This window comes from Streptomyces flavidovirens DSM 40150, assembly GCF_000429085.1.
GTDB lineage: Bacteria > Actinomycetota > Actinomycetes > Streptomycetales > Streptomycetaceae > Streptomyces > Streptomyces flavidovirens.
Genome location: NZ_AUBE01000008.1, coordinates 68,160 through 82,648 on the forward strand (window position 1 = coordinate 68,160; position 14,489 = coordinate 82,648).

General features: G+C 72.0%; 7 protein-coding genes. All 7 read left to right on the forward strand.

Annotated elements, in window-relative coordinates; genetic code table 11:
* Positions 1-42: 42 nt before the first annotated feature.
* Entirely contained in the window at positions 43-933 is an 891-nt protein-coding gene (gene argB, locus G412_RS0115270; protein ID WP_078606999.1) for an acetylglutamate kinase, read from the forward strand.
* Positions 926-2,077, forward strand: coding sequence for a M20/M25/M40 family metallo-hydrolase (locus G412_RS34605; protein ID WP_051338378.1), 1,152 nt, complete (start codon positions 926-928; stop codon positions 2,075-2,077). Before argB ends, G412_RS34605 begins: the two co-directional genes overlap by 8 nt.
* Positions 2,077-2,898, forward strand: coding sequence for a mycofactocin-coupled SDR family oxidoreductase (locus tag G412_RS0115280; RefSeq protein WP_028812846.1), 822 nt, complete (start codon positions 2,077-2,079; stop codon positions 2,896-2,898). The genes G412_RS34605 and G412_RS0115280 overlap by 1 nt, the downstream gene beginning before the upstream one ends.
* Before the next feature lie 321 nt (positions 2,899-3,219).
* The gene (locus tag G412_RS34610; RefSeq protein ID WP_078607000.1) at positions 3,220-7,842 is read left to right on the forward strand and encodes a non-ribosomal peptide synthetase; all 4,623 of its coding nucleotides are present in this window, start codon (positions 3,220-3,222) and stop codon (positions 7,840-7,842) included.
* Between the two features lie 30 nt (positions 7,843-7,872).
* Positions 7,873-8,109: an MbtH family protein gene (locus G412_RS34615; protein ID WP_037648899.1), complete on the forward strand. Its 237-nt coding sequence runs from the start codon at positions 7,873-7,875 to the stop codon at positions 8,107-8,109.
* Positions 8,102-13,459: a type I polyketide synthase gene (locus G412_RS34620; RefSeq protein WP_208857883.1), complete on the forward strand. Its 5,358-nt coding sequence runs from the start codon at positions 8,102-8,104 to the stop codon at positions 13,457-13,459. The genes G412_RS34615 and G412_RS34620 overlap by 8 nt, the downstream gene beginning before the upstream one ends.
* A gap of 273 nt (positions 13,460-13,732) precedes the next feature.
* Positions 13,733-14,488, forward strand: a complete 756-nt coding sequence (locus tag G412_RS0115300) for a 2OG-Fe dioxygenase family protein (protein ID WP_157839100.1) — start codon at positions 13,733-13,735, stop codon at positions 14,486-14,488.
* Position 14,489 lies beyond the last annotated feature (1 nt).

Sequence of the window (14,489 nt, forward strand, 5' to 3'; positions counted from 1 at the left end):
GCACGAACAGCGGCACGACACAACGGGGAGGTGAGCGGGGACATGGCACAGGACCTGACCCAGGACCTGACGGGGAGAGGACCGAACACGCTCGTCGGCAACTCCGCCCCCGGCGGAGTGATCGTGGTCAAGATCGGCGGCGGGAGCGACCCGCAGGCGGTACTGGACGAGGTGGCCGAGCTGGCCGCCGCCGGCCGGCCGGTGGTGCTGGTGCACGGCGGCGGCGCCGTCGCCGACCGGCTGTCCGGACAACTCGGCGTGCGGCGCCAGGTGATCCAGTCCCCGGACGGCACGCACAGCCGCCGTACGGACGAAGCCATGCTCGACGTCATCACCCTCGCCCTGCTCGGCCGGGTGAAACCGCAGCTGGTCAGCGGACTGAGGGCACGTGGCGCACGGGCGGTCGGTCTGAGCGGCGCGGACGGCGCCCTGCTCACCGCAACGCGCAAACCGGCGCTCCGGTCCGTACAGGACGGCCGGACCGTACTCATCCGCGACGACAGATCCGGCCGGATCGAACACGTCGACCCCACCCCGGTGCGCGCGGTGCTGGACCGGGGGGACGTCCCCGTGGTCTCCCCGCCCGCCAGCGACACCGCGGGCAACCTGCTCAACGTGGACGCCGACGAAGCCGCCGCCCGGCTGGCAGCGGCACTCGGCGCATCGGCGCTGGTCCTGCTCACCGACGTGTGCGGCGTACTGGCCGACCCCGACGACCCGTCCACCCGGATCGCGGAGGTGGGCCCGCACCACCTCACCGGAGACGTCGTACGAGGCCGGATGCGGCACAAGGTGCGGGCCGGGCTGCGGGCCAGCAGGACCGTCCAGCAGGTGACCATCGGCTCCGCACACCAGCACCGGCCGATCCAGCAGGCCCTGTCCGGAACAGGCACCTGGCTGCGCGAAGGCGAGCAGGGGGAGCGGCATGAGTAACCGCCAGCGGACCGCCGACCGCGCCCGCCCCGGCGTACTCCACGAGGACTACCCCGCCTGGCTGCTGCGGACCGCACTCGGCATCCCCTCGGTGTCCGGTCAGGAACTCCCCGTCGCCCACTTCCTCGCCGAACAGATGGCCGAGCTCGGCTTCGACTCGTACGTCGACGAGGTCGGCAACGCGCACGGCCTGATCGGCCCGCGCACCGGCCCCACCGTCATGCTGTTCGGACACATCGACACCGTCCCCGGACAGGTGCCCGTGTGCCAGGTCGGCGACCTGCTCTACGGCCGCGGTGCGGTGGACGCCAAGGGCTCCATCGTCACCATGATCTGTGCCGCGGCCCGCACCCGCGGAGTGCGCGTGCACCTGATCGGCGCGGTCGGCGAAGAAGTGGCCGGCTCGCGCGGCGCCCGACACGTGCTGGCCACCGTGCCGCCCCCGGCAGCGGTGGTGATCGGTGAGCCGAGCGGCTGGGACGGCGTCTGCCTGGGCTACAAGGGGCGTACCGGCATCGGTTACGAGATCAGTCAGCCGCCCCTGCACACCAGCAGCCCGGAGCCGACCGCCGTGGAACGGGCCGCCCGCTTCGCCCACGACGTACAGGACTATCTGCGCGGGCTGTCACCGGAGCAGGACGACCCGATCGCGTTCGGTGTCGCCGCCGGCACGCTCATCCGGCTGCACGGCGACCTGGCCGAGGCAGAGGCCTTCCTGACCTGCCGGGTGCCGCCCGGGTTCGACTTCGCGGCACTGGAACGCTTCGCCCGCAGCAGACCGCACACCCGGATCTGGGTGGACGAGCGGGTCCCCGGAGTGACCCGGCCGCGGGCCGACCCCGTGGTCAGCCAGTTGCGCGCCGCGATCGCCGCCCAGGGCGTCCGCCCGACGCTCAAACGCAAGGCCGGCACCTCGGACATGAACACCCTCGACCCCTGGGGCGTACCGATGGCCGCCTACGGGCCCGGCGACGCCCACCTGGACCACACCACCGACGAACACATCCCGCTCGGCGATCTCTACCGTGCGATCGACGTCCTGGCACTCGCCCTGCCCCGGCTCGCGAACCAGCTTGCGGGGGCGTCGCCGCAGAACCCGGCGTCGCCGCAGGCCACGGCCTCGCCCGATCTCCTGGAGGCCTGATGCTGCTCGACGGGAACGTTGCCCTGATCACCGGCGCCGCCCGCGCGCTGGGCCGCTCGCACGCGCTGGCCTTCGCCGGCGAGGGCGCGGACCTGATCCTGCTCGACCGCTGCGACCCGGACGGCGGCCCCTACCCGATGTCCGGCCGGCGCGACCTGGAGGAGACCGCGGACGCCTGCCGCAAGCTCGGCAGCCGGGTGCTGACCGGAGTCGCCGACGTACGCCACCAGGCGGACGTGGACAAGGTGGTGAACGCCGGGCTCGACGAGTTCGGCCGGATCGACGTACTGCTGAACAACGCGGGCGTGCTCGGGCCGGGCGGCGTACGGGTGCACGAGCTCACCGAAGAGCAGTGGCAGCTCGCCCTGGACGTCAACCTGAGCGGCACCTGGCGGTGCTGCCGCGCGGTCCTTCCGCACATGGTGGAACAAGGCGGCGGACGCATCATCAACACCGCGTCCACCGGCGGACTGGTCGGCTTCGAGAGGTACGCCAACTACGTCGCCTCCAAGCACGGCGTGATCGGACTGACCAAGTCCATCGCGCTGGAGTACGGGCGCCACGGCGTGCGCGCGAACGCGGTCTGCCCGACCACCGTGGCCGACGACCCCGAACTGAGCACCCGGAGCACCCGCGCGGTCGCCGCCTCGATGGGCGCCGAACTGCACGACTACGAGCGCACCTCCGCATCCCTGCACCCGATCGGCCGGCTCGTCACCGCCGCCGAGGTCTCGGCCGCCTGCCTCTGGCTGGCCGGCCCGCATTCCGGCGGGGTCACCGGCACCGAGCTGGTGGTGGACGGCGGCTTCACCGCCCACTGATCCGCCCGCTCGAACCGCGCACGCGAACCACCCGCTTGAACCGCGCACCTGAACCGCGCACGCGAACCACCCGCTTGAACCGCGCACCTGAACCGCGCACGCGAACCACCCGCTTGAACCGCGCACCTGAACCGCGCACGCGAACCACCCGCTTGAACCGCGCACCTGAACCGCGCACGCGAACCACCCGCTTGAACCGCGCACCTGAACCGCGCACGCGAACCACCCGCTTGAACCGCGCACCTGAACCGCGCACGCGAACCACCCGCTCGGACCGCGCACCGGCCCGCGAACCACCGACCAGACAAGGAGTCTTCTGCCATGGATCTGCCCACCGAGCAGCCGCAGACCCGGCGGCCGGACGCACCGGTGGCCGCCGCGGTTCCGCCCGACCTGGACGCGCTGCGGTCGCGGCTGGCAGAACTGAGCCCGCAAAAACGCCGGTTGGTGGAGCGGCTGCTGGCCCGCCAGGGCGCCGACCTCGGCATCACCCGCCGCGCCGGCAACGCCGCACAGGCCCCCTGCTCCTTCGAGCAGGAACGGCTGTGGTTCATGTACGAACTGCTGACCCGGCGCGAGATCTTCCACGTCCCGGTCGCCCTGCGGCTCGACGGCGAACTGGATCCCGCCGCCCTGGAGAGGGCACTTCAGCGGCTCGCCCAGCGGCACGAGGCGTTACGCACCGTCTTCCAGCAGCGCGACGGCCGCCCCTACCAGGTCGTACGCGAGCAGATGAAGCTCCCGCTGGAACAGATCGACTGCCGCGCCGCCGCGGACCCGGGCACCGCCGCACGGCAGCAGGCCTCCGCGCTGGTCACGGAGGACTTCGACCTGGCAGCGGGACCGCTGGTGCGCTGCACGCTGTACCGGACGGGGGAGCGCGAGCACCTGCTGGCAGTGGTGCAGCACCACATCGTCTCCGACAACTGGTCGCTGGGAATCCTGCTGGACGATCTCGGCAAGCTGTACGCCCGCGAGCTCGGGATGCCCGTGGAACTGGCCCCGCTCGACCTGCACTACCCCGACTTCGCCGAGTGGCAGCGGGCCACGGTCGACGGCGCGACGATGCGCAGCACCCTGGACCACTGGCGCAAGCAGCTGGACGGCGCCCCGGACACCCTCGGCCTGCCCACCGACCGCCCCCGGCCCGCGATCCGCGGCAGCCAGGGACGGTTCCACCACATACGGTTCGGCGCCGACCTGGTCGCCGGGCTGCGCGAGCTGGCCCGGCAGCACGAAACCACCCTGCTCGGGGCGTTCCTCGCCGGATACATCGCCCTGCTGTCCCGGCTGGTGCGCTCGGAGTCCGTGGTGGTCGGCGTCCCGGTGGCCGGCCGGCCACGCGCGGAGATGCAGCAGATGATCGGGTACTTTCTCAACTGGCTCCCGATCCACGTCCAGGTCGGTGACCGGCCGGACCTGCACACTCTGATACGTCGCACCGGGGCCGCCCTGACCGAGGCGATGACCCACCAGGACGTGCCGTTCGACATGCTGGTGCGCGAGCTGCAGCCCTCCCGCCGTCCGGGTGAGACGCCGGTCTTCCAGACCTCCTTCTCGCTGCGCGACGGCGCCCCCACCCCGCCCGCGATGCCCGGTCTGGAGATCTCCTTCGCCGAACTGGACGGCGGCGCCACCCACTACGACCTGATGGCCGAACTGTGGTGCGAGGGCGAAGAGGTCGTCGGCTACGTACCGTACGACGACGAACTGCTGGACGCGCGGACCGTGGCCCGCTGGGCCCGCTGGCTGGAGGCGCTGCTGCGCGCCGGCCTGGCCGCACCGGACACCCCGGTCGCGGACCTGGAGATACTCGCGCCCGGCGAGCGCACCGTGTTCTCCGCCCGAGGACTGACTCGGACCGGGAAAACCGCCCCGTCGGAGGGGACACTGCACGGCGCGTTCGCCGCGCAGACCGCCGCGCGGCCGGACGCCGTCGCCGTCTGCGACGAACGCGAACGGCTCACCTACGCGGAGCTGTCCGCCCGCGCCGACCGGATCGCCGCGGCCCTGCAGGCGCGCGGCGAAGGACCGGGCAGCATCGTCGCTCTGGTCCTCGACCGCACCGTGGACCTGCCCGCCGCCGTGCTCGGCGTGCTCCGGGCGGGCGCCGCCTACCTGCCCGTGGACCCCGAGAACCCCGCCGACCGTACCGCCGACCAGTTCGCCGAGTGCCGGGTACGGACCGTGCTGGCCACCCCGGCCACGGCATCGGCGTCCGCGCTGGGCGCCACGGACGGTGCGCCGCACGTCGTCGTACTGGACTGGCAGGATCCGGCATGGTCGGACGGCGCACCCGGTCCGACCGCCGTCGACGTACCCCCGGACGCACCCGCCTACATCATCTACACCTCGGGCTCCACGGGCCGCCCCAAGGGCGTGCTCGTCTCGCACCGCAACGTCATGCGACTGCTGGCCGCCTGCGACGAGCACCTGCGGCTGGGGCCGGACGACGTGTGGACGCTGTTCCACTCCTACGCCTTCGACTTCTCCGTCTGGGAGATCTGGGGCTCCCTGCTGCACGGCGGCCGCCTGGTGATCGTCCCGCAGTGGGCGACCCGCGCCCCGGACGTGTTCGCCGAACTCGTACGGGACGAACAGGTCACCGTACTGAGCCAGACCCCGTCCGCGTTCGGCCAGGTGAGCGAGACCCTGCTGAAGCACTCCGGTCCATCGGCACTGCGTTACGTCGTATTCGGCGGCGAGGCACTCAACCACACCGCACTGCGCCCCTGGATGCGTGCCCACGGCGACCAGCAGCCGGAACTGATCAACATGTACGGGATCACGGAGACCACCGTGCACGTCACCGTGCGGCGGGTCCGCGAGGAGGACCTGGCGGAGCCGGCGTCCCTGATCGGCCCCCCGCTGCCCGACCTGTCGCTGTACCTCCTGGACGAGTCGCTGCACCCGGTCGGTACCGGAGTGCCCGGCGAGATCTTCGTCGGCGGGGACGGGGTGAGCCTGGGTTATGTGGCCAACACCGCGCTGACCGCGGAGCGCATGCTGCCCGACCCGTTCGCCGGACGCCCCGGCGCCCGCATGTACCGCAGCGGTGACCTGGCGGTGCGCCGCGGCGACGGAGAGCTGGTCTACCTGGGGCGGGGCGACGACCAGGTGAAGATACGCGGGCACCGGATCGAGCCGGGCGAGGTACAGGCGGCGCTCGACGCGCTCGACGTCGTCGCCCACGCCGCCGTGGTGCTGGAGCGGGACCGGGTCGGCGCGGCCACCCTGGCGGGATATGTCGTACCCGCCGAGAGCGCCCGGACCAGTGGCACCGCGATCCGCCGGGCGCTCCTTCGCTCGCTGCCGGAATGGATGGTGCCCGCCTCGGTCACCGTGGTCGGCGAACTGCCGCTGACCCGCAACGGCAAGCTGGACCGCCAGGCACTGGCCGACCGCAGGGACCGGGCAACGCCGACCGGGCCGCGCGGCGAGGCACCGCGCGGCGACACCGCGCGGCAACTGGCCGCCATCTGGTGCGAGTTGCTCGGCGTACCCGCGGTGGGCGGCGAGGACAGCTTCTTCGAGCTCGGCGGGCACTCCCTGATGGTGATGCACATGGTCGCCCGGATCCGCACCGCGCTCGGCGTCGAGATGCCGATGGACACCCTCTTCCGCTGTCCCCAACTGCAGCCGCTGGCCGACGCGGTGGACGAGGTGCGCGCCGCCACGGCGAGCGCTTCGGCACCGGGACCGGGAAAGGACGCGGCGGCCGAGCTGGCGGAGGTGCGCGCGGACCTGGCCGCCAGGACCGCCGGGATACCGCGCCCCGGGTCACGTACCGACGCGGACCGCGACGTCGTACTCCTCACCGGGGCCACCGGCTTCGTCGGCCGGTTCGTGCTCGCCGAGCTGCTGGCCGACGGCGCCCGGGTGGTCTGCCTGGTACGCGGCGGGGCCGCCCGCCGCGAGGAGCTGGTGGCGGGGATGGCGGACCTCGGGCTGTGGCACGAGGAGCACGCCGTACGACTGGAGCTGGTGGACGGCGACATCGCCGCTCCCCGCCTCGGCCTCGCCGGACCGGACCACGACCGGCTGGCGCGAGAGGCCGGCCGCATCGTCCACACCGCGGCCTGGGTCAACCACGTCTACCCGTACGAGCAGTTGGCCGCGGCGAACACGCACTGCATGGCCGGCCTGCTGGAGCTGGCCGCCGCCGGCCGCCGCTCGGCCCTCACCCTGGTGTCCACCAGCTCGGTGGCCGACTCCGCCGCCCACCCGCCCGGTTCCACCGTGCCGCCCGGTCCGCTGCGGGCCCTGCCGTCCGCGGCCAACGGATACGTACGCTCCAAGGCGATGGCCGAGCAGTACCTCCACCTGGCCGCCGAACTGGACGTACCCGCCGCGGTGATCCGGATCCCCAGCGTCTTCGGCGACCAGCGGCGGTTCCAGATCAACCCCGCCGACGCGGTGTGGAGCTGGTGCCGGGCGATGATCGAGACCGGCCGCTTCCCGGAGAGCTTCGCGCTGGAGGGCAACGAGCTGTTCCAGGCGCTGCCCGCCGACGCCGCCGCCCGTGCGGTGCTGCTGGCCGACCGCGACCACACCGAGGCGGGCACCCGCTACCTGGACGCCGTCCCGGCGGCCGCCGGATCCACCCGGGACCTGGTGGCGGCGATCCGCGCCGCCGGCCACTCGCTGAGCCCCTGCCCGGACCACGAGTGGTACGCCACGGTGGGCGACCTGGACCCCGGCCGGGTCTGGGTGGCCGGCATCGCCGGCCAGGTCGCCGCCCAACTGGCCGCGGACCCTTCCGCCGCGGCTCCCCGCACCCTGCGCCGCTTCACCGCCCCCGGAGAACCGGGCGAGCTGAACGAGCTGTTGCGCACGCGGGCCCTGAACTCCCCGGCCCAGCTGGCCGGGTACATCCGGACGCTCGAAGCGTCCTTTCTGGCGACTGGAACCGACGGGGAGGATGCCCAGCCCTCGCGCGGCTAACCAGCAGGACCGCACATCACGTCATGATCGATGAGAGTGGGAGTGGGAGTGAGTACGGACGAGCGCACGTACCTCGTGGTGCGCAACCACGAGGATCAGTACTCGATCTGGCCCGCCGGGCAGGACATCCCGGACGGCTGGGCCGCGGAGGGCTTCGAAGGCCCCAAGAGCAACTGCCTCGCGCATATCGCCGAGGTGTGGACTGATTTGCGGCCGCTGAGTCTGCGCCGCGCCGGTGTCGACAAGGGAGCAGTGCGCGTTGGCTGAGAATGTGCAGAACCCATCCGTGGCTCCGGACCCGTCCGTGGAGCCGCTCGCGGTGATCGGCATGAGCTGCCGGTTCGCCCCCGACCTCGACACCCCCGGACAGCTCTGGGACTTCCTGCGTGCCGGACGCAGCGCCGTGGGCGAGATGCCCGACCGGCGCTGGGACCCGTACGAGACGGACAGCCGGACCCGCGACATCCTGCGCAAGACCACCCGCAAGGGTTCGTTCATGCAGGACATCGAGGGCTTCGACGCCGAGTTCTTCCAGATCACGCCGCGCGAGGCCGAGTACATCGACCCGCAGCAGCGGATCATGCTCGAAATGGCCTGGGAAGCGCTGTGCGACGCCGGGCTGCCGCCGACCTCGCTGGCGGGCACCGACGCCGGGGTCTATGTGGCGGCGAACTCCAACGACTACGGCCGCCGTCTGCTGGAAGACCTGGACCGTACGGGCGCCTGGGCCGTGAACGGCACCACCTTCTACGGCATAGCCAACCGCATCTCGTACTTCCTGGACGCACACGGCCCCAGCATGGCCGTGGACACCGCCTGCGCCGGCTCGCTGACCGCCCTGCACGTGGCCGGCCAGGCCCTGCACAGCGGTGAGACCAGCGTGGCCATCGTCGGCGGCATCAACATCATGGCCTCGCCGGCCCTGGTGGTCGCCCTGGACGCGGCCTCCGCGACGTCTCCGGACGGGCGCAGCAAGTCGTTCGACAAGGCGGCCGACGGTTACGGGCGCGGCGAGGGCGGCGGAGTCGTCGTACTCAAGCGCCTGTCCGACGCGGTCCGCGACGGCGACCCGGTGCACGGGCTGATCATGGGCAGCGGCGTCTTCCAGGACGGCCGCTCCGACGGAATGATGGCGCCGAACGGTGCCGCCCAGCAGCGCATGCTGGAAGAGGTCTACAAGCGGGCCGGCATCGACCCGGGCACGGTGCAGTACGTCGAGGCGCACGGCACCGGCACCCAGCTCGGCGACGCCGCGGAGGCCAGGGCCATCGGCAGCGTCTTCGGTCCCGGCCGGGACAGCGAGAACCCGCTGCTGATCGGCACGCTCAAGCCCAACGTGGGCCACGTCGAGGCCGCCTCCGGCATCGCCGGCGTGATCAAGGTCCTGCTGGGGATGCGGCACGGCGAACTGCCGCCCAGCCCGCACGAGGAGCCCGACCCCGAACTCGGCCTGGAGGCCGCGGGGATGCGCCTGGTCGGCGAACCGACACCGTGGCCGGGGGGCGAACACGGCATGCGCGCCGGAGTCTCCAGCTACGGCGTGGGCGGCTCGATCGCGCACGCCATCCTGCAGCAGGCACCGCCGCGCCCGGACGCGGCCGAGCGCCCGGCTGTCGCCGCGAAGACGGCCCGCCCCTGGGTCTTCCCCGTGTCCGCGGCCTCCGAGCAGGGCGTACGAGGACTGGCCGGTTCGGTCGCCGAGTGGGTGCGCGCGCACCCGGAGGCCGGCCTGGACGACCTCGCCCACACGCTGACCGCCCGCCGCTCCCACCTGAGCCGCCGCGCCGCCGTAGTGGCCGGCACCACCGGGGAACTGGTGGCAGGACTGGACGCGCTGGCCGACGGCGAGACCTCGCCCGCGGTGGCCCTGGAGTCGGCGTCCACGTTCGGCGACAGCGGTGCCGCCGGACCGGTCTGGGTGTTCTCCGGGCACGGCGCGCAGTGGTCCGGCATGGGCCAGGAACTGCTCACTACCGAGCCCGTGTTCGCCGAGGTCATCGACGAACTCGCCCCGGTGTTCGCCGAGGAGCTCGGATGGACCCCGCGCGAGGCGATCGAGGCGGGCGGCCCCTGGACGGTCTCCCGTACCCAGGCGATGACTTTCGCCATGCAGGTCGCCCTCGCGGAGGTGTGGTCGCAACTGGGCCTGCGCCCGGGCGCGATCATCGGACACTCGGTCGGTGAGATCGCCGCCGCCACGGTGGCCGGAAGCCTGAACCGGGCCGAGGCGGCACGCTTTGCCTGCCGCCGGGCCCGTGCCCTGGAGCAGGTCGCGGGACGCGGCGCGATGGCGATGGTGCCGATGGCCTTCGCCGACGTCGAGCAGCGGGTGGCCGGCCGGGACGGCGTGGTCGCGGCGATCGCCGCCAGCCCCCTGTCCACCGTGGTGTCCGGTGACACCGACGCGGTCGAGGCCCTGCTGGCCGACCTGGAGGCCGACGGCATCCAGGCCCGCCGGGTGAACACCGACGTCGCCTTCCACAGTCCGCACGTGCGGGACGTACTCGACGAGGTCAGACAGGCCGCCTCCGAACTGCACGCCGGCACCCCGCAGGTGACGCTGTACAGCACGGCCCTCCCGGACCCGCGCTCCGACGCACCCCGCGAGGGCGAGTACTGGGCCACCAACCTGGCCGACCCGGTCCGCTTCCACCAAGCCGTACGGGCCGCGCTCGACGACGGCACGCGGGTCTTCCTGGAGGTCTCCTCGCACCCGGTGGTGGCGCACTCCATCACCGAGACCGCACTGGACGCCGGGGTCTCCGACGCCCGGGTCGCGATCACCCTGCGCAGGGAGCAGCCGGAACAGCACACCATGCTGGCCAACCTGGCCCGGCTGCACAGCCTCGGCAGCCCGGTCGCCTGGTCGTACGAAGGTGACCTGGTGGACGTCCCGGCGGTGCGCTGGCAGCACAGGCCGTACTGGATCTTCCCGGACACCGCACCGGAGCAGGGCGCGGGCTTCGGCCACGACCCGCAGACCCACACGCTCATCGGCGCCCGGACCACCGTCGCCAGCGCCCCGGTCCAGCGGGTCTGGCAGACCGAGCTGCACATGGAGAACCGCCCCTACGCGCAGTCGCACAAGGTCGTCGGCGTGGAGACGGTGCCCGCCTCCGTGGTGCTCAACTCGTTCATCGGCGCGGCCACCAATGAGGGCGAACCGGCCTGCGGACTGCGCGACATCGTCTTCCGCATCCCGCTGGCCGCCCACCCGACGCGCGTGGTGCAGGTGGTGATGGAGCAGGACAAGGTACGCATTGCCAGCCGCATCAAGCGCGACCAGGACAGCGGCGGCGTCCGCGACGACGAGTGGCTGACCCACACCACCGCCACCGTCGTGCACGAGCCGGAGGTCGGGGCAACCCCGATGGAGGATCCGGACGTCATCCGGGCACGCTGCCCGGAGTCCTGGACCTGGGCCAAGGTCGACGGGATCTTCCGGACCATGGGCGTGGACGGCTACACCTTCCCCTGGGTCGTGGAGGAGCTCCTGCGCGGCGAGGACGAGCAGCTCTCCACGATCACCGTGGACCACACACCGAAGCTGCACCCGTCAAGCTGGACCGCGGTCATCGACGCCGCGCTGACCGCCAGTGGCGTGCTGGTGATGGACGAGAACTCGAACGTCCTGCGCACCTGTTCGCACCTGGAGTCGCTGTCCTTCGTCGGCGCCCCGCCGCCCCGGATCTACGTGCACACCGTCCGTGACCCGCGCACGCCGGACACCATCAGCATGACGGTGGCCGACGAGGGCGGCACGGTGGTCTGCGAGGCCCGCGGGCTGCGCTACGTCAAGGTCCAGGACATCGGGTCCGGTGCGGTCGGCCCGCGCGACCTGGTGCACGAGCTGGTCTGGGAGCCCGTGGAGGTGCCGGCCGACGCGCCGGTGCCGTCCAGGGCCCTGCTGGTGGGCCGGCCCGCCGACGGTCCCGCACTTGTCGAGGCGCTGGCCGCGCGCGGCGTGGAGGCCCGGGCGGTGCCGGACGCGACCGCGATCGGTGACGGCTCGCTGACCTCCGGCGACGTGGTCATCGTGGCGCCCGAGGCCCTGCTGCCCGGCGAGGCCCCCGAGCAGGCGGCCCGCCGGTGCGCGCAGGCGCTCGTCGACGCCGTACAGCAGGTGGCGGCGATCCCCGACGAGCAGCACCGGCCCAAGGTATGGGCGCTCACCCAGGAGGTACGGGCAGGCCTTACGGAGGCCGCACTCGCGCACGCCCCGCTGTGGGGCGCCGGACGGATCGTCGCCGGTGAGCGTCCCGACCTGTGGGGCGGCGTGATCGACGTCGCGGAGGGCGTCGAGCCGCAGCAGGTGGCCTGGCTGATCGGTGCCCTGCCGCCCACCGAGGACGTGCTGTCGCTCGCCCCCGTGGGTGTCGCGGCGGCCCGGCTGCGGCAGGTCGAGCGGCCCGCGGAGCGCGAGCCGGTGGACTGCCGTCCTGACGGCACGTACCTGATCACGGGTGGCCTGGGTGCGCTCGGCCTGGAGGCCGCACGGCACCTGGTCGAGCAGGGTGCCAGGCGACTGGTGCTCATCGGCCGCCGGGGCCTTCCGTCCCGGTCGGAGTGGGACCGGGTGGAAGACCCGGCCGTGGCCGCGCAGATCGCCGAGGTGGTCGCCCTGGAGGCGGCCGGAGCCACGGTACGTGTGCTGCGGCTGGACATCTCCGACGCCGAGGCGACGGCCCGTGCCCTCGACCCCGGTGCGCTGGACATGCCGCCCGTGCGCGGCATCGTGCACTGCGCCGGTGTGGTGTCCGACGCGCTGGTGGAGAAGACCAGCGCGTCGAACCTGGACACCACCATGGGTCCGAAGGCCGACGGCGCGATGGTCCTGCACCGGCTCTTCCCGGCCGGCACGCTGGACTTCTTCACCATGTTCTCCTCGTGTGGCCAGCTCGCACGGCTCACCGGCCAGGTCAGCTACGCCTCCGCGAACTCCTTCCTGGACGCGCTCGCCGCGCTGCGGCGCTCGCAGGGCGAGCTGGGCACGACCAGCTTCGGGTGGGCGCAGTGGATCGGCCGCGGCATGGGTGAGACCACCGGCAGGGCGACGATCCTGGAGGCCGAGTCCCGCGGACTCGGCGGGATCACCGTCTCCGAGGCGCTGCGCAGTTGGGCGTACGCGGACCGGTTCGGCCTGCCGTACGTAGCCGTGATGCGGGTCATGCCCGACCACACGCTGCCGGTGTTCTCGCACCTGTCCGTCACCGACGCCGGCGCGGAGAGCACCGGCGGAGGCGGCGTGGACTGGGCCACCGTGCCGGCGCAGGAGCTGCCGGAGCTGGTGCTGAAGGAGACCCACGAGCAGGTGGCCGCCGAGCTCAACCTCGCGGTGGACGACATCGCGATCGACCGGCCGCTGCTCGAACTCGGTGTCGACTCTGTGCTCACCGTGGCGCTTCGGGTACGACTGCACAGGTGCTTCGCGGTGGACCTGCCGCCGACGATCCTGTGGAGCAACCCGACGGTCCGCGCGCTGGCGGAGTTCCTCGCCACCGAGGTCGGGGGCGACGACGCGGACGCCGAGGAGACCGCCGCGGACGAACTCCTGTCCGTGGACGGCGAATCGCAGTCGCAGGGGCAGCGGGAAGCCACTCCGGTGGCCGCTGGCTGACCGGCCGTCCGACCGGGGTGGTGACGATCTCACCACCCCACTCCACCCGGGCCCGGGACAGTGTGATCCATCCGTCCCGGGCCCGGCCCGCTGTAGAGTCTGCAGAAAATCGATGAGACGCCATGTTGTGTCTGTAGTACGATTCTTACGACGACTGTGGGTTCTGTGGTGCACGTATTGCAGCCAACGCAGACCGTCGACACAGGCGCTGCAGATGGCACTCGTTCACGTTGAACCGCTGAGGGGAAGCCACGCATGCCAGGTCAGGACTCAGTGCTGATCGACAGATCGACGCCCGGAGGTATACGCGCCGATCACTTCGCTCAGCACGGTTGGGCACACGGCCGCCTGCGCCTGCCGGCCGAAGGACACGACTGGAAGCAGTTCGCGGCGTCATGGGACGAACTGGTTCCCGATGCTTATCTCGGCAAGGAACGGTGTCGTCGAAATCGCCGGTTCGGCCGGGTGCTCGCTCACCGCGACGGCACTCTGGAACCGCTGCACGGCACCGAATTCTTCCAGAGCAAAGAGATCAACCGCGCATTCGGCGATCAGTTGCGCGTCTTCGAGCCGCTGACGGACACCGTGTTGGCCAGCAGCCATTTTCCCCGGATTCTGCGGGAGACCGTCGACCTGGTCAACGAGGTGGCGGGGAAGCAGGACTGGGAACTCGGTATCCATTTCATCCGGGTCTTCGCGGACGCCGACCAAGGTTCGGAACCCGCGCCGGAGGGCCGCCACTCGGACGGTCACGCCTACGTGGCCATACATTTGATCGACCGGCACCAGTGTGTCGGCGGACGAAATCAAGTGTTCCGGAACAACGAGTCGCAGGCGCAGTACTCGGTCACCATGACCGAGCCACTGGAGACGTTGATTCTGTCCGACACGGCGATGGAGCACGACGTCAGCGAGATCCGGCCCGACGAGCTGTCCGAGTCGGGCTGGCGCGACACCATGATTGTCGACTTCAATACTGTGCCCGATCCCGCTGGAGTGGCAGGACGCACGCACAGCTCACTCCAGTGAC